We start from the raw sequence: 15605 nt of genomic DNA on the forward strand, positions 1-15605 counted from the left end.
ACCATGCAGATCGGAATGATGGGGCTGGGCAGGATGGGCGCCAATATGGTGCGGCGCCTGATGCGCGACGGCCATGAATGCGTCGTCTACGACATCAATTCGGCAAGCGTCGCCGGCATGGTCAAGGACGGCGCTGTCGGCGCCGCCTCGCTGGAGGAGTTCGTCGGCAAGCTCGCCAAGCCGCGCTGCGCCTGGCTGATGCTGCCGGCAGCGATCACCGGCAGGATCGTCGACCAGGTGGCGGCGCTGATGGAGCCGGGCGACATCATCATCGACGGCGGCAATTCCTACTATCACGACGCCGTCGACCAGGCGGCGAAGCTGGCGGTGAAGGGAATCAACTTCGTCGATGTCGGCACCAGCGGCGGCGTCTGGGGGCTGGAGCGCGGCTATTGCCTGATGATCGGCGGGCCTGACGAAGCGGTGAAGCACCTCGATTCGGTCTTCGCCACGCTGGCGCCGGGCGCCGATCCAGGCTCCAATCCGCCCAAGGACGCCGGCACGGCGCCTTTCGGCTATCTCCATTGCGGCCCGAGCGGCGCCGGCCATTTCGTCAAGATGGTGCATAACGGCATCGAATACGGCGTCATGGCCGCTTATGCCGAGGGCATCAACATCCTGAAATCGGCCAATGCCGGCAAAAGGCAGCGCACCGCCGACGCCGAGACCAGCCCGCTCGAAAGCCCGCAATACTACCAGTTCGACATCGATCTGCCCCAGGTCGCCGAAGTCTGGCGGCATGGCAGCGTCATCGGTTCCTGGCTGCTCGATCTCACCGCAGGCGCGTTGAAGAGCGATCCGGCGCTCGCCCAGTTCGGCGGCCGCGTCTCCGACTCCGGCGAGGGACGTTGGACGCTGAAGGCTGCGATCGACACCGGCGTGCCCGCGCCGGTGCTGTCCTCGGCGCTGTTCGACCGCTTCTCCTCGCAGGGCGAATCTGAATTCGCCGACAAGCTCCTGTCCGCCATGCGCTATGCCTTTGGCGGCCATGTCGAGAAACCCAAGACCGGCGCGTGAGGGGAGAGGCGGCATGAGCCAGGATAGATCCGACACGCTGGTGCTTTTCGGTGCGACCGGCGATCTTGCGCATAAGAAGATATTTCCGGCGCTCTACCAGATGGTCGCCAAGGGAACGCTGGCCGAGCCCGTCATCGGCGTCGCTTTCGAGCCTTGGGACCTGTCCAAACTGGTGGACCGGGCCCGCGACGGCATCGTGACGGCACTTGGCGGCATCGACGACACGGTCTTCGCCAGGCTCGCCTCGCTGCTGCGCTATGTCAGTGGCGATTACCGTGACGGCGCCACCTTCGAGAAACTGAGGACGGCGCTCGGCCCGGCGCAGCATCCGCTGCATTACATGGCCGTGCCGCCAACGATGTTCGAGACCGTCGTGCAAGGGCTGGAGCAGTCCGGTACCGCGCGCGGCGCGCGGCTGATGATCGAAAAACCCTTCGGCCACGATTTGCAGTCGGCGCGCTGGCTGAACCGGGTGCTGCATCTGGTGTTCGACGAGCAGTCGATCTTCCGCATCGACCACTATCTCGGCAAGGAAGCGATCCAGAACCTGCTCTACTTCCGCTTCGCCAACTCGTTCCTCGAGCCGATCTGGAACCGCAACTTCGTCGAGAGTGTCCAGATCACCATGGCCGAGGATTTCGGCATCGAGGGCCGCGGCAAATTCTACGACGATGTCGGCTGCATCCGCGACGTGATCGAGAACCATCTGCTCAACATCCTTCTTCTGCTCGCCATGGAGCCGCCCGTCGGCCGCTCGGCCGACGACCTGATCGACGAGAAGGTGCAGGTGCTGCGCGCGATCCGCACGCTGACCCGGGACGACGTCGTGCGCGGCCAGTTCGACGGCTATCTGGCCGAACCGGGCGTCAGACCCAACTCGCCGGTCGAGACCTTCGCCGCGGTGCGCTTCTTCGTCGACACCTGGCGCTGGCGCGACGTGCCCTTCTTCATCCGCGCCGGCAAGAACATGCCGGTGCACGCCACGGAGGTGATCGTGCGGCTGAAGCGGCCGCCGCTAGACGTCTTCGATCCGATCAAGCCGGATGACGCCAATTATGTGCGTTTCCGCATCGACCCGCAGATGGCGATTTCGATCGGCGCACAGCGCAAGAGAGCCGGCGACGACATGATAGGGGAGCAGGTGGAACTCACCGCGCTCGACGACTCCAAGGGCGACATGCCGCCCTATGAAAGGCTGATCGGCGACGCCATGAACGGCAATGGCCAGTTGTTCACGCGCCAGGACGCAGCCGAGCTTGCCTGGCGCATCGTCGGGCCGGTGCTGGGCGACACCACCGCGCCGGCGATCTATGCGCCCAAGACCTGGGGGCCCGCCGATGCCATGAAAGGCTTCGGCCCGCCCGATGGCTGGATCAACCCGACCAACTGACTCTTTGGGGAGGACGGAGTGGCGAAGACAGCAAAAACAGCCGTGGCGAGCAGCGATCCGATCGTGCTCGCCGTCGATGTCGGCGGCTCGCATGTGAAGATCCTCACCAGCGCCGGTGGCGAGATGCGCCGCGTCCCGTCCGGCCCGAGCCTGACGCCCGACAAAGTCGTCGCCTCGGTTAGCGAACTCGCCGAGGGCCTGCATTACGACGTGATCTCGATGGGCTATCCCGGCCCCGTTGCGGACAACAGGCCATCGCTCGATCCCTTCAATCTCGGCAAGGGCTGGAACGGCTACGATTTCTCCGCCGCCTTCGGCAAGCCGGTGAAGCTCGTCAACGACGCCTTGATGCAGGCCATCGGCAGCTATGACGGCGGCCGCATGCTGTTCCTCGGCCTCGGCACGGGCCTGGGCGCCGCCATGATCATCAGGAATGTCGGCCAGCCGATGGAGCTTGCCCATCTGCCTTACAAGAAAGGGGCTAGTTTCGAGGATTATGTCGGCGAGCGCGGCCTGATCAAGCGCGGCAAGAAGAAGTGGCGCAAGCACGTCTTCGACGTGGTCGACAAGCTTCGCGCCGCCTTGCAGCCCGACTATGTGGTGATTGGCGGCGGCAACGTCGACAAGCTCGATGAATTGCCTGAAAAGTCCCGGCGCGGCGACAACACTCGCGCTTTCGAGGGTGGATTTCGTCTATGGCGCGACAAGGCGCTGATCGTCTGATATTGTTACATTTCAGTATAATCGTTCAAAACAGCGTGTAATAGCGCGACGGATCATTGCATCGCGCAGATTTGCCGACTAGGAATTCGCCGGCCTGCGGCTTTCCAAATTCGCAAACAACGCTTGCAGCGCTTTGACGATACATCGCGAAACCGGATCGCTTTCGCGGCCTTGCGGCAGAAACGGAGGGAATACGTGGACGAGGACACAAGCACAAACAAGGAAGTCGACCTGCTCGAGCTCACCGCTCACATCGTATCGGCCTATGTCGCGAAGAACCGCCTGCCCGCTTCCGACCTGGGCGGGCTGATCGCCAGCGTCGCCTCGTCGATCGGCGGGCTCAGCCAGCCGACGGAGCCCGCAGCACCCCCGCCGGTCCCCGCCGTCAATCCCAGGCGCTCGGTGACACCGGACTACATCATCTGCCTCGAGGACGGGAAGAAGTTCAAATCGCTGAAGCGCCATATCGGCGTGCATTTCGGCCTGACCCCCGAAGCTTACCGGACCAAATGGGGTTTGCCGGCAGACTACCCGATGGTCGCTCCCAACTATGCGGCGTCGCGCTCGCAGCTCGCCAAGTCGATCGGCCTTGGCCGCAAGGCGGAGCCGGAACCGGTGAAACCCGCAAGGGGCAGGAAGGCCAAGGCGACGTCCTGAGCCTGAACGCGCCTGCACCAACGATTTAGGCAAGCCTGCCGGGGAATCCGCCTTGGCAGGCTTGCTGCTTTTGTGGCTTGGATACCACCACGGACGGGGGGAGACATGGCCATGAACTACGCCAGGATGGTGATCGAGAAGGAAGCGCCGGAGGAATACGGCTACGACCGCATCCGCTACAACCTTTCCGAAAGCTCGATCGCCGACCAGAAGCTCTCCGACATCGGCCTGGCCTTGCCCGACCTGACCCTCTTCTATGGCGAGCATCGCGGCGACAAGGAACTGCGCGCGCTGATCGCCGGGCAGGACAAGGGCCTTGCCCCCGGCGATGTGATGGTGACAGCCGGCGCGGCCGGCGCCCTGTTCATCATCGCCACATCGCTGCTGTCGGCGAGCGACCATCTCGTGGTCGTGCGGCCGAACTACGCCACCAACATCGAGACGCCCAGGGCGATCGGCTGCGCCATCTCCTATGTCGATCTGGAGTTCGACGAAGGCTTTGCCGTCGACATCGAGCGCGTGAAGGCTGAGCTGCGGCTGAACACGAAGCTGATCAGCGTCACCTGCCCGCACAACCCGACCGGCACGATGATGACACGCGCCGACCTCGACGCGCTGATTGCGCTTGCCGAAAGCCACGGATGCCGGCTGCTGGTCGACGAGACCTATCGCGACCTCTCCTATGGCGAGCGCCTGCCCGCGGCGGCCTCGCTCAGCCCAAGCGCGATCAGCGTCTGCTCGCTGTCCAAGGCGTTCGGCATTCCGGGTATCCGCATCGGCTGGCTGGTCACCCGGGATCCGGAACTGCAGGAAACCTTCCTCGCCGCCAAGGAGCAGATCGGCATCTGCGGCAGCGTCATCGACGAGGCGATCGCCCGCGCCACGCTCGAACGTCGTGACGCCTTTCTCGCTCCGTTGCTGCCAGAAATGGCCAGGCGCCGCGACATCGTGCAATCCTGGATCGACAGCGAGCCTCTGGTCGAATGGGTGCGGCCGCAAGGCGGCGTGGTCGGCTTCCCCCGGCTTAACGTCGATGCGGGCTTCGACCTCGACGGCTTCTATACAAGGCTGTTGGAGGAACACGGCGCCTATGTCGGCCCCGGCCATTGGTTCGAAATGCCGAAGCGCTTCTTCCGCCTCGGCTTCGGCTGGCCGAAGGAAGCGGAGCTGCGCGGCGGGCTGGCTGCCATCTCGGCCGCCCTGAGGAACTAGGGCGCCATCCTTGGATGGAATTTCGCTTTTCCCTGATCCAGCGAGTTTTTTTGCGCACGATGCGCAAAGAACTGGGCTAAAGGGTTCTGGCCGGACCACCGCCCACCATGGAAATGCCCCGCCGGCCATTGTCGCAACGGGGCCCTCTGAATCATGACCGCCGAAGCAACGTCACCAGACCAGCGCTACGCCGCGTTCCGCCACCGCCCGTTCCTCAGCTACTGGACGGCGCGCTTCCTCACCACATTCGCCACCATGATCGTGTCCGTCGCCGTCGGCTGGCAAGTCTACGACCTGACGCGCGATCCTTTCGACCTAGGCATTGTCGGCATCGTCCAGTTCCTGCCCTCGCTGCTCCTGGTGCTGGTCACCGGCGTCGTCGCCGACCGCTTCGGCCGCCGGCTGATCATGACCCTGTCGACGCTGATCGAGGCCGGCTGCGCGCTGGCACTCCTGCTTCTGACGCTGCGTGGCCTGACCAGTCCGTTGCCTATCTTCAGCGTGCTGGTGATGTTCGGCATCGCCCGCGCCTTCTACGGGCCGGCCTCGTCCTCGCTGTTCGCCAATCTCGTGCCGCAGGAGGATTTCGCCAATGCCATAGCCTGGAACTCGTCGGCCTGGCAGACGGCAACCATCGTCGGACCGGTCGCCGGCGGCCTGCTCTACGGCGTTTCGGCGGAAGTCGCTTACGCCACTGCCGCCGTGTTGATGGTCGTCGCTGCGGTGCTCATATTCACCATTCCCAAGCCCGCTCAGCAGACCGCTACCGACAAGCCGACCATGCAGACGCTGTTTGCCGGATTCCGCTACATCTGGAGCGAGAAGATCGTGCTTGGCGCCATCTCGCTCGATCTCTTCGCCGTACTTCTTTCCGGCGCTTCGGCGCTTCTGCCGGTCTATGCGCGCGACATATTGGAGCTCGGTCCCTGGGGCCTCGGCCTGCTGCGCTCGGCGCCGGGTATCGGCGCCATCTGCGTCGCCGTGTGGCTGGCCGGCCATCCGATCCGCGACCATGCCGGCAAGATCATGCTGGGCTTTGTCGCCCTGTTCGGCGCCTTCACGGTGCTGTTCGGCGTATCGACCATCACCTGGCTGTCCATCCTGGCGCTCGCCCTGCTCGGCGCCACCGACATGTTCAGCGTCTATATCCGCGAGACGCTGATCCAGCTCTGGACCCCCGACGAGGTGCGCGGTCGCGTCAACGCCGTCAACCAGGTCTTCGTCGGCGCCTCCAACGAGGTCGGCGAGTTCCGCGCGGGCACCATGGCCGCGCTGATCGGCACGGTTCCCGCCGTGGTGATCGGCGGCATCGGCGCCGTCGCCGTAGCCGGCCTGTGGGCCTGGCTGTTCCCCGCGCTGCGCCAGGTACGGCATTTGAGCAGCCGGAACTGATCGGGTTTTGGATCTAGCCCCTGAGTTCGACCCGGACCGCCCAGGCAGCTTGTGCCGACATATCGCCCCGCCCGCCAAGTTCCCCTTGCGCAGCGTGAATGGCTTCACGGTTCGGATGTTCGCCACCTGTTACTATTCGCCAGCCTGGCGATCAGGCGACGATGGGGGCAAGTGCTATGTTACATCTCGGACGCCCGTTCCGGTCAGATCAGGTCCTGGCCAAGGCGATCATCCTCTTTGTCACGCTGTTTGCCGCGCCGATCGGCGGCGCGAGGGCGCAGGAAGTCGAGACCGTTCGCGTAGCGACCTTCAATGCCTATCTGCTCTCGCCGATCTTCAAATGCGCCAACCCGAACTTCGCTGACTGCCTTGTGCAGATTCAGGGCCAGACCGAAAGACAGGCCGAACATCTGGCCGACACCATCCTCAAGAACACTGACCGCTTCGACATAATCGCGATCAACGAGGCGTGGGACGAGGATGCCAAGCAGATCCTCATCGACAAGCTGAAGCCGGTCTATCCGAATTATGTCCGCAAGATCGACGCTGCGCTGCTCAAGGTGCGGCCGCAGGCCATTGCCGACGCAATCACCAGTCTCGATCCGGCGGCTGCGGTGGCGATCTACGGCGAGCCGGTCGAGAAGATCGACGGCGAGGACAGCGGCCTGATGCTGTTCGCCAATAATGATTTCAAGTTCATGCCGCTGCCCGACGACAGCTTCAAATGGGGCAAGAACGACGGCGAGACCCTGGATGCAGCGACCGAAGAGGTCGGCTTCACCCTCTACGACCATTGCGGCGGCGTCGACTGCCTGTCAGGCAAGGGCGCGGCGATCGTGCGGCTGCTGCATCTGCCTTCGCAAAGCAACTACACCGTCGTCTTCACCCACATGCAGGCGGACTATTTCGACAAGAGCCCGGCCGAGTTGCACGCCGACGCGCGCGATGCGCAATTCGACCAGATCGAAAAGCTGATCGAAACCACGCTGTCGCCATTGACGCCAGCACAGCGCAAGCGCGAGCGCGTATTGGTGATGGGCGACATGAACGTGCCGCTGTTCCACCAGCCCACAGGCGAATGGGCGCGCCGGTTCGCGACGCCCGGCACGTACTGGACATCCCGGCACTACGACAGCTGGGCGGCCACCAATCGCGCCGATCCCGGAATCTCCAATTACATCGACGGCGAGCGCTATGACTACATCCTCGCCGCGCCGAAGCCCTATCTGAGCGGCGGCATCGAGGGACCGATCTGCGTTCAGCACGAGACAATCCCGGTCGATTTCGTCGACCTCGAAAGCGACCACAATCTTCTGACCGCCGACCTCAACCTCGGCAACAATTTCTGCAGCCCGTCGATCGCCTATCCGGTCAACCTGACGGCGAAGAAGGGCCCGGACGGCAAGCCGCAGGCCGAAGAGCTGATCGACTTCAGGAACGGCCAGGACGTCACCCAGATCCGCTATCCGGGGTCCATGCAATGGTTGCATGTCGTGCGCCAGGACGCCGGCAGCTATTCGATCGGACCCGACGATCCAGACGTCAGCATCGATATCTACCAGCCGTCCAACATGACGACGCCGATCTCGAGCTACTATGGCAGCACCAGGACCGTGCAGGACGGCGAGCACATTTTCACCGTCCATACCTATGCCCTGCCGAAGGAGTTCTTCATCCGCGTGACCGGCAAGGACCGCAAATGGCAGGGCAACTACGCGCTGCTGGTGCGCCGCCACACCTGCGCCACCAAGGAGGAAGCCTGTCCGCTGCAGCCGGGCGAACCGCCGCAATTCGCCTCGCTGACCGAGGCCGGCAGCTTGCTGGGCAGCCAGGACGAGGCCTGGTTCCGCTTCGACGTCGTCGGCCAGGCCGACAGCGGCGCCGATCAGACCGTGACGCTGACCGCCGACGGCCTTCCCGACCCGGGCCGCTACAAGGCGACGTTGGAGGAGTTCGACAACCCGCATGGCGGCGAGCCGCCGGTCGCGGTCTCCGGCACCAGCCGCATCGTCAGCGACTCCATGGGCGACGGCACGCATGGCTATCTGGTCATCCGCCAGGCGGCTGCCGGAAGCCAGGCCGTCCGGGTGCGCGCCTCGATGCAGACCACGGTTCGCAATCTGGAACTGAAGGCGCTGATCTGCGAGGACGAGACCAATCCCGAATTCGGCTCCGACGACATCTTCACGCAATTGTCGATCGACAGCCGCACCATCCGTTTCCCGCCCGCGGGCGAGGTCGAGTTCGACTGCGACGACTCCGCCGACCATAAGGACTGGGCGGCACGCTTCGGCAGCGCGAACCTGACCTTTGTCGACCACGCCGGGATGAAGGTGTTCGAGCAGGATGACACCAGCCCCGACGACCCCAGCCACGCCCGGGAATTCCCCGACCTTCCGGCCGGCGCCGGCTCGATAGATGGCGTGCGCGACCCTTTGATCTGGAATTTCGAAGGCGGCCGCTATCGGCTCAATTACGAGCTGAGGATGAGGAAGAACGAACCAGCGGCGGCAGCGCCGTAATTCAGCTCGCCCGGTCCGTCGCCTGATCGTGGCTAGCTTGGCCAGCGCGATGAACGATGCCGCTTCTGCAGCCCGCCGATCGCCTCCCGACTTCGGGGATGAGGCACAGCCCCGAGCCGGGGCTCGCACAGGTGCACGCCAGGCAATCGCAACCGCGCCGCCAAGCTCCGTTTCGGTTCTACTGCGAAAAACTCACGCTCACGCCGCGCTGACGAAAATAGGCCTGCATCAACTTGCGGCCCGCACGGTTGTTCTGCACCAACCTGGCTGGATCGAATACCGCCTGTTGCTTCCCCTCTCGTGCCAACGCCGCCTTGAGTGCCGCGATGTGCGCATCGAGGTCGGCGTTATCGGCTCGGAGTGAGGCATAGATATTTTCGGTCGCCTCGGCCAAGGTCAGTTCGCTCACAGTGTCGTCCTTTTCATTGATCGGGCGGCGCCTTAGCACAGATTCGCGGCTGCGCCGATACCGACGAGGCTGCTGGTGCAGGGCACCGGCTGCAAAGCCCATCCTTGGCTTAAGCCAGGCCAGTCGGACTTTTGCTTCTACCCTGCCGCCGGCCTGCCGAAGATCAGCCCCAGAAACTCGCTCAGCCAGCGTTTCAGGTGCATGTCCCAGATCAGCCGGCCGCCGAGATGGTCGCGGCCGGGCTGCGCGCCGGGCAGCTCGAAGCGGTGCGCGCCGCGCACCACCCAGCGATGCATCATCGCCCGGGTCAGCTCGCCATGGAACTGGATGCCCCAGGCATTGTCGCCATAGCGGAAGGCCTGGTTGGGATAGGTCTCGGACGTCGCCAGCAGCGTCGCTTCCTTCGGCAACGAAAAGCCCTCGCGGTGGAACTGGTAGACCATCTCCGGCCAGTGCAGCAGCTTTTTGCCGGCTTCGGTCGCCTTGATGGGGTACCAGCCGATCTCGACCAGCCCTTCGCCATGGCCCTCGACCTTGCCGCCGAGATGGTTGGCCAGCATCTGCGCGCCGAGGCAGATGCCGAGGAAGGGGCGGTTCTCCTTGAGCGGGATTTCCAGCCATTCGGTCTCGCGGCGGACGAACTCGTCCTCGTCATTGGCGCTCATCGGCCCACCGAAGACCACCGCGCCGGCATGACCGTCCAGCGTGCAAGGCAGCGCGTCGCCGAGCGGCGGCCGGCGGATATCGAGATCGAAACCCTCTTCCAGAAGCATATGGCCGACGCGGCCGGGGCTCGAATTCTCCTGATGCAGCACGATCAGGATCTTGGGTCTCGGCCTCGGTCTTGATGGCATGGAAGGCGAAGGGTCCTGTTATTCGTCGCTCGACTTGCCCCGCGCGCCGGGCACCTCTGCCGCCGCCTTGCGGCGCGCCTCAATGCGGTCACGACGCTCGACGCCGATCAGCTCGGCGACCCGCCAGACCGTGTTGTCCTCAAGCTCGTCAAGCTCGCCATCGGCATAGACGATTTCCCACATCAGACCAATGAAGGCCTTGCGCGCCTCCGCGTCGAGCTCGCGCTTCAGCACGCTGGTGAAGGCGTAGAGGTCAATCGCCTCATTGTCGGCGCGTTCGCCCGCCGCCGCCAACGCATCGAGTTCCTCGCCGCTCACCGAATAGGTCTCGGACAGTATCTGCTTGAACCGCTCCCATTCGACGTCCTGGCGCACGCCGTCGGCGTTCATCACATGATAGAGCAGCGCGGAGGCCGCGACGCGCGGATCATCCGCGCTCGGCTTGACGTGGCCCGCAGCCGGCAGATCCCGCAGGAAGGACAATACACGCTCGAACATCGACACCTTCTTCCCGCCTGCCACACTTGAGCTCAAAACAAACGAAACCGGCGCGCCGACTTATCCGCTTCCTCTTCCGGCGCGACGCCCGGATCATCCGGCAGAGGCGGCAATTCCGGACCCTGCCCTATGGTTGCCGTCTCGCCGGCCGGTTCGGCAGCCGCCACGTGTTTCTCGCCGTCATTCGCCGGTGCCGGCTGCTCCGCCGGGCCATCGGAGACGATGTCGATCGCCTGCTCGCCGGCAGGTTGGACGGGTGGCGTAGCGGTGATCGCCGGCACGGCGACATCCGTGTCGCTGTCGATGAGCTGGCCGAGCCGCTCCATCGGCGCGCGCCAGGTGAAGGCGTCGAGCTTGCCGGTGACCGGCGACACCGGCGCCCAGCGCTCCGAGATGACGCCGTCCGCCACCCAGGCCGGATCGCGCGGCGCGCGCACGGCCTTCGACAGCAGCTGCCGCACCTTGCCCTGATCGCCGGTCTCGGCCTCCTCGATATCGGCAAGCAGAAGATAGGCGCCTTCGCGGCGATCCATGCGGATCGCCGCCTCCGCCTCGCGGCGGGCAGTGGCGAAATCCTGCGCGTCGAACGCCGCGCGCGCCACGGCCATCGACGATTCGGCGTGGTTCTTCTTCAGTTCCTGCAGCTTCCTCGCCCGGTTGAGGCGATCGAGCACGGCGTCGCCCGTCCTTGCATGGGTGTAGAGCTCGGCGATGTCGGGATGCGGCTCGGCCTTCCAGGCGGTCTCCAGGTACCTGGAGCCCTTGCGCACGTCGTTTTGCCGGAAAACCATGTCGGCGGCGATCACCGCCGCCGGCGCGAAATCGGGCGCCAGCTTGTTGGCCTCGAGCGCCGCCGCGCGGGCCGCGCTCAAATCTCTGTCGGCCAATGCCTGCGCCTTGGCGGTAAGCAGCACGGCGCGGCGGCGGTTGGCCGCGTCGCGCTCGATCTGCCTTGTCGATTTTTGCGCTTCGACCAGCTTCAGCGCGCCGTCCCAGTCGCCGCGTTCGGTCAACTCCTCGAGCGTCGATTCCGCCGCCCAGGCGAGTTGCGGCGCCACCGCCGCCGCGCGGCCGGCATAGTGGCGCGCGGCGTTGCGGTCGCCCAGCCGCTCGGCCTCGAGATAAAGCCCGCGCAGCCCGAGCAGCCGCATTTCCGGATCGTCGAGCATGCGCTCGAATTTCTCGCGCGCGCCCTCATGGTCGCCTTCGAGCAGCGAGGCCTGCGCGTCTAGCAGGTTGATCAGCGGCTCCTGGTCGGAGTTGATCAGCTTCGCCGCTTCCTTGGTCTTCTTGCGCGCCAGCGCCCCGTCGCCGGCGCCGGCGGCGATCATGCCCGTCGACAGCGCTTGGTAGCCGCGATCGCGGCGGCGCACCCGGAAATAACGCGAGATCGTGTAAGGGCTGTTCCACAGCGACTTGATCAGCCACCAGACGATCATGACGGCGGCGACCACGGCAACGATCGCCACCGCAGCAACCATCAGCGTGACCTGATACTGGTAGCCGTTGAAGGTGACGAGCATTTCGCCCGGACGGTCGGCGAGCCAGGCAAAGCCCAGTCCCAGCGCGAAAACGACGGCGAGGAAGACGAGAAGGCGTATCATCTTTTCGTCCTCACGCCTTTGTCGCGGCCGCAATCAGCGCTTCGAGCTGCTTTTCGACGTCGAGCCGCGCCTTCAGTTTGCCGGCAAAATCGGCGCCGGCCGCCTTCGCCGCGTCGGGCAGCGTGTCATACTCGCCGAGAGCCTTGGCGTAGTCGCCCTGGTTGACCGCCACCTCCATGCGGGCGACGGTTTCAGGCGCGCCCTTGCCCTCGACGGCGCCGACCGGCCGCACCTTGACCAGCGATTCCGCGCTCGACACCAGGCTCTGGAAGAAGCCGGCATTCTGGTCGACCGGCTTTGCCGCCTCGATCATTGCATTTGCGGCGGCATCGACCTCCGAAGCGATGGTGGCGCGGGTCGGCACGCCCTTGTCGGCATAGGCGCGCAGCGCCGCGAGCTCAGGCGCATCCGGCGCGATCGCCGCGAAGGTGTCGAGCTCGGTCGCGAATGGCGCGCCGCGATCGAGCGCCGACTTCAGCGCCGCAGCCGCGATCGCCAGCGCGATCTTCGGCTGCGAAGCCTGCGCCTCGACCTTAGCGGAAAGCTGCGACACGGATTGCTCGAGCGCGGCGACCCGGTTGTCTTCGGCTTTCGCCGCATCGCCGGTCGATTTCACCAGCGCGTCGAGGCCCGCGATCTTCTCGTTGAGCGGACCGAGATCGACAGGTGCGGCGTTACCCTTCTTCTGCAGGTCGGCGACGGTCGTCTCGAGCTGGCCGACCTTGTCGTCGATCGCCTTGAGCGCCGCGCCATCGCCCCCTTGCCCGGCCGAGGATTTCAACGCCGCGACGTCGGTCTTGACCTGATCGAGCGCCGAGGAAAGACCATCGACCTTGGCGGCGGCCGGCGTAGCGCCGCTCTCCTTCAGCGCCGCGATTTCGCTTTTCAGCGAAGCGACCTCGGCATTGACGCCATCGAGCGCTCCGCCGCGCGATCCCGGGGCCCCGAGCAGGCCGAGCGCCTGCAGCAGGCCGGCGCCGGCAAGCGCGATCACGCCGCCGATCACGCCGGCGGCAATGGCGTTGACGCCGGTCTTGCGCGATGGCTGCGGCACTCGATCCTCGCTTCGTGTTTCGCTTGGCTTCGGCGTGGAAGCGCTGGCGCCGGGCGCGGATGCGTCCTCGAAATTATAATCGAAGCCCTTGGACTGGCTCTTCGCCGCCTCCGAACCGCTAGGATACGGCGCCTCCGGCTCGCTCCTGCCGGCCTCTGACTGATGGACCGTTGCCTGGGCGGTGTCGCTATGCTCCCACGGCTCGATATCGGCCTGCTCGGCGTGGATGGGCTCTTCCGGAGCTTCCGGCTGCGAAGCGGCGGCGGCCTCTTGCGCCTTCGCCTCGTCGGTCTTCGGAGCTTTGGTCTCGGCCCTGGTGACATCCTCGCCAGTGATTCGCGAGACGGCGCCGGGCTCGAGGTCGATGGTCACCGGCTCTCGCCGGGTCTTCGAATGTCGCATCTTCGGCGTCTTGACCATGCTTTGGGCTCCGCGAACTGGCTTGAGGATGGTTCAAAGGGTCCAAGGGTTGCTCTAGCACATCACCAAGCGGTGAAAAGGGGCGGTGTGATGACGCGGCCTAGCCGGGCAGCGACAAAAGCGCCAGCAACGCATCTTCCTCTGGTTCCGACGCGATGCGGATCGTTAGACCGACGACTCCGCCAAGCGGTTCGGCGATCCGCGCCGAGAGCGCCAAACATTCTGTTTTTCCAAGGAGATGCTCAAGGATCGGCCGCGTTGCCAGACCGGCCAGCGCGGCGCTGGCCTTGGCTGAATAAAGCAGCGCGGCCTCGACCGGCTGGCCCGACAGGAGGGCGATCACTTCGGCATCGCCGTACCCGATCGTGACCGTGTCGTAGGTCTCGATCGCCTGGACATGCACGCCCGCCGCCGCCAATCGCTGCTCGAACACCGGGAAGCGAACGCGGCCGCACAGATAGACGATTGCCTTGCCGGCAAGGCTGCCGGCAATGGTGTCGGCCAGCGCTTCGGCATCGCCCGGACCTTCCGTGACGGAGACAAATCCCGCCGCGCGGCAGGCTTCGGCCGTCTTTTTCCCTACCGCGTGGCAAGGCAGGCCCGCCAGCGCCGTGATCAGCGCCTCCGGCGCATGGCGCACCGCATTGGCGCTAGTGACGGCTACGGCGACCGCTACGGTCTCGGCATCGATCACTGTTTCGACCGGCAGCGCCCTCGTTTCGGTGAGCGGCAGCAGGACAGGCTGGAATCCCAGGGCTTCGAGCCGCCGTGCCGTGCGCGACGCGCCGGGCTCGGGCCTCGTCACCAGGACGCGGACCATGTCAGGCCCAGCCGTCGAAGAATGTGGCGCCAGCCCTGGCGCGAACCGCCCGCGCGGCGTCCGTGCCGATTTCCGTGGCGTCCGCGGCCTCGCCTTCCAGTCGTACCTCATGCGATTCGGTGCCGTCGGGCGATATGATCAGCCCGTCGAAGGAGAGTTTCTCGCCCGATACGGTCGCATGGCCGGCGATCGGCGTGCGGCACGAGCCGTCGAGCGCGGCGAGGAAGGCACGCTCGCAGGCCAAGGCCTGGCCCGTCGGCACGTGGTGGATGAGAGCAAGGATTGCCTCGACATCCCGGTCGCCGATGCGCGATTCGATGCCGATCGCGCCTTGCCCCGGCGCTGGCGGAAAATCCTCCAGCGGCATCAGGTCGGTGACGACATCCTCGAGCCCGAGCCGTTTCAGCCCGGCACAGGCGAGGATCGTGCCCTCGGCGATGCCCTCGCCCAGCTTGCGCAGCCTTGTCTGCACATTGCCGCGGAACGTCACCACCTCCAAATCCGGCCGCATCCGGCGGATCAACGCCTGGCGACGAAGCGATGACGATCCGACCGTCGCGCCATGCGGCAGGTCGGCGATCCGCTTCACCCTCTTGCCGATGAAGGCGTCGCGCGCGTCCTCGCGCGGCAGGAAGGTGGAAAGCTGGAGTCCTTCGGGGAGCACCGTCGGCATATCCTTCGAGGAATGCACGGCGATGTGGATGCGGCCGCTGAGCAGCGCTTCCTCGATTTCCTTGGTGAACAGGCCCTTGCCGCCGGCCTCCGACAGCGGGCGGTCCTGGATGCGGTCGCCGCTGGTCGACATGGCCACCACCTCGAACGCCTGCTCGGGAAGGCCGTGCGCCTTCATCAGACGCGCGCGCGTCTCATGCGCCTGGGCAAGCGCCAGCGGGCTGCCGCGTGTTCCGATTTTCAAAGTTTGCATGGCGCGCGGTCCGTGATAACCCCCGTCCTTGGCCGAGGTCTGTCGAGATTCAGGTTGGGCCGAGCCGAAAGCGGTGGCTTCCGAGAACCGGAGCGGAGCGTACTTACC

14 protein-coding genes are annotated in these 15605 nt (G+C 65.4%); 7 read left to right on the forward strand and 7 right to left on the reverse strand.

Features of this window, described 5'->3' with window-relative positions; translation table 11 throughout:
* The first annotated feature begins 3 nt into the window (after positions 1 to 3).
* The 7 genes from gnd to ACR64R_RS21110 all read left to right on the forward strand — a co-directional run bounded on the left by gnd (position 4) and on the right by ACR64R_RS21110 (position 8913).
* The gene (gene gnd / locus ACR64R_RS21080; protein WP_487358204.1) at positions 4 to 1017 is read left to right on the forward strand and encodes a phosphogluconate dehydrogenase (NAD(+)-dependent, decarboxylating); all 1014 of its coding nucleotides are present in this window, start codon (positions 4 to 6) and stop codon (positions 1015 to 1017) included.
* Between the two features lie 13 nt (positions 1018 to 1030).
* Positions 1031 to 2407: a glucose-6-phosphate dehydrogenase gene (gene zwf, locus ACR64R_RS21085; RefSeq protein WP_487358205.1), complete on the forward strand. Its 1377-nt coding sequence runs from the start codon at positions 1031 to 1033 to the stop codon at positions 2405 to 2407.
* Between the two features lie 18 nt (positions 2408 to 2425).
* The gene (locus tag ACR64R_RS21090; protein ID WP_487358206.1) at positions 2426 to 3130 is read left to right on the forward strand and encodes an ROK family protein; all 705 of its coding nucleotides are present in this window, start codon (positions 2426 to 2428) and stop codon (positions 3128 to 3130) included.
* A gap of 195 nt (positions 3131 to 3325) precedes the next feature.
* Positions 3326 to 3787 (forward strand): Ros/MucR family transcriptional regulator, encoded by a 462-nt coding sequence (locus tag ACR64R_RS21095; protein WP_487358207.1) that lies wholly within the window; start codon positions 3326 to 3328, stop codon positions 3785 to 3787.
* Positions 3788 to 3898: 111 nt separating this feature from the next.
* The gene (locus ACR64R_RS21100) at positions 3899 to 4999 is read left to right on the forward strand and encodes an aminotransferase class I/II-fold pyridoxal phosphate-dependent enzyme (protein WP_487358208.1); all 1101 of its coding nucleotides are present in this window, start codon (positions 3899 to 3901) and stop codon (positions 4997 to 4999) included.
* A 153-nt stretch (positions 5000 to 5152) separates the two neighbouring features.
* Positions 5153 to 6391 (forward strand): MFS transporter, encoded by a 1239-nt coding sequence (locus tag ACR64R_RS21105; RefSeq protein WP_487358209.1) that lies wholly within the window; start codon positions 5153 to 5155, stop codon positions 6389 to 6391.
* 176 nt (positions 6392 to 6567) lie between these two features.
* Positions 6568 to 8913 (forward strand): endonuclease/exonuclease/phosphatase family protein, encoded by a 2346-nt coding sequence (locus ACR64R_RS21110; protein ID WP_487358210.1) that lies wholly within the window; start codon positions 6568 to 6570, stop codon positions 8911 to 8913.
* A gap of 178 nt (positions 8914 to 9091) precedes the next feature.
* Here ACR64R_RS21110 and ACR64R_RS21115 read toward each other — a convergent pair whose 3' ends face one another.
* From ACR64R_RS21115 to hemC, 7 genes are all read right to left on the reverse strand, one after another.
* A complete protein-coding gene (locus tag ACR64R_RS21115) occupies positions 9092 to 9322 on the reverse strand; it encodes a hypothetical protein (RefSeq protein ID WP_487358211.1) in 231 nt (76 codons plus the stop codon).
* 137 nt (positions 9323 to 9459) lie between these two features.
* Positions 9460 to 10176, reverse strand: coding sequence for a glutamine amidotransferase (locus ACR64R_RS21120; protein ID WP_487358212.1), 717 nt, complete (start codon positions 10174 to 10176; stop codon positions 9460 to 9462).
* An 18-nt stretch (positions 10177 to 10194) separates the two neighbouring features.
* Positions 10195 to 10674 (reverse strand): tellurite resistance TerB family protein, encoded by a 480-nt coding sequence (locus ACR64R_RS21125; RefSeq protein WP_487358213.1) that lies wholly within the window; start codon positions 10672 to 10674, stop codon positions 10195 to 10197.
* A gap of 32 nt (positions 10675 to 10706) precedes the next feature.
* Positions 10707 to 12278, reverse strand: a complete 1572-nt coding sequence (locus ACR64R_RS21130) for a heme biosynthesis HemY N-terminal domain-containing protein (RefSeq protein ID WP_487358214.1) — start codon at positions 12276 to 12278, stop codon at positions 10707 to 10709.
* Positions 12279 to 12288: 10 nt separating this feature from the next.
* On the reverse strand, positions 12289 to 13752 hold the full coding sequence (locus ACR64R_RS21135) for a COG4223 family protein (RefSeq protein ID WP_487358215.1): 1464 nt from the start codon (positions 13750 to 13752) through the stop codon (positions 12289 to 12291).
* Between the two features lie 100 nt (positions 13753 to 13852).
* Complete coding sequence (locus ACR64R_RS21140; protein WP_487358216.1) at positions 13853 to 14572, reverse strand: uroporphyrinogen-III synthase; 720 nt, start codon at positions 14570 to 14572, stop codon at positions 13853 to 13855.
* A gap of 1 nt (position 14573) precedes the next feature.
* Positions 14574 to 15497, reverse strand: coding sequence for a hydroxymethylbilane synthase (hemC, locus tag ACR64R_RS21145; protein ID WP_487358217.1), 924 nt, complete (start codon positions 15495 to 15497; stop codon positions 14574 to 14576).
* Between the last annotated feature and the right edge of the window lie 108 nt (positions 15498 to 15605).

The sequence above is a fragment of the Mesorhizobium sp. MC2-1-1 genome, assembly GCF_057597255.1.

What these genes read in the sequence shown, in the direction of transcription:
- gnd (WP_487358204.1), top strand. Translation starts at nt 4, where the DNA reads ATGCAGATCGGAATGATGGGGCTGGGCAGGATGGGCGCCAATATGGTG.
- zwf (WP_487358205.1), top strand. Translation starts at nt 1,031, where the DNA reads ATGAGCCAGGATAGATCCGACACGCTGGTGCTTTTCGGTGCGACCGGC.
- ACR64R_RS21100 (WP_487358208.1), top strand. Translation starts at nt 3,899, where the DNA reads ATGAACTACGCCAGGATGGTGATCGAGAAGGAAGCGCCGGAGGAATAC.
- ACR64R_RS21105 (WP_487358209.1), top strand. Translation starts at nt 5,153, where the DNA reads ATGACCGCCGAAGCAACGTCACCAGACCAGCGCTACGCCGCGTTCCGC.
- ACR64R_RS21110 (WP_487358210.1), top strand. Translation starts at nt 6,568, where the DNA reads ATGTTACATCTCGGACGCCCGTTCCGGTCAGATCAGGTCCTGGCCAAG.
- ACR64R_RS21120 (WP_487358212.1), bottom strand. Translation starts at nt 10,176, where the DNA reads ATGCCATCAAGACCGAGGCCGAGACCCAAGATCCTGATCGTGCTGCAT.
- ACR64R_RS21125 (WP_487358213.1), bottom strand. Translation starts at nt 10,674, where the DNA reads ATGTTCGAGCGTGTATTGTCCTTCCTGCGGGATCTGCCGGCTGCGGGC.
- ACR64R_RS21130 (WP_487358214.1), bottom strand. Translation starts at nt 12,278, where the DNA reads ATGATACGCCTTCTCGTCTTCCTCGCCGTCGTTTTCGCGCTGGGACTG.
- ACR64R_RS21135 (WP_487358215.1), bottom strand. Translation starts at nt 13,752, where the DNA reads ATGGTCAAGACGCCGAAGATGCGACATTCGAAGACCCGGCGAGAGCCG.
- ACR64R_RS21140 (WP_487358216.1), bottom strand. Translation starts at nt 14,572, where the DNA reads ATGGTCCGCGTCCTGGTGACGAGGCCCGAGCCCGGCGCGTCGCGCACG.
- hemC (WP_487358217.1), bottom strand. Translation starts at nt 15,497, where the DNA reads ATGCAAACTTTGAAAATCGGAACACGCGGCAGCCCGCTGGCGCTTGCC.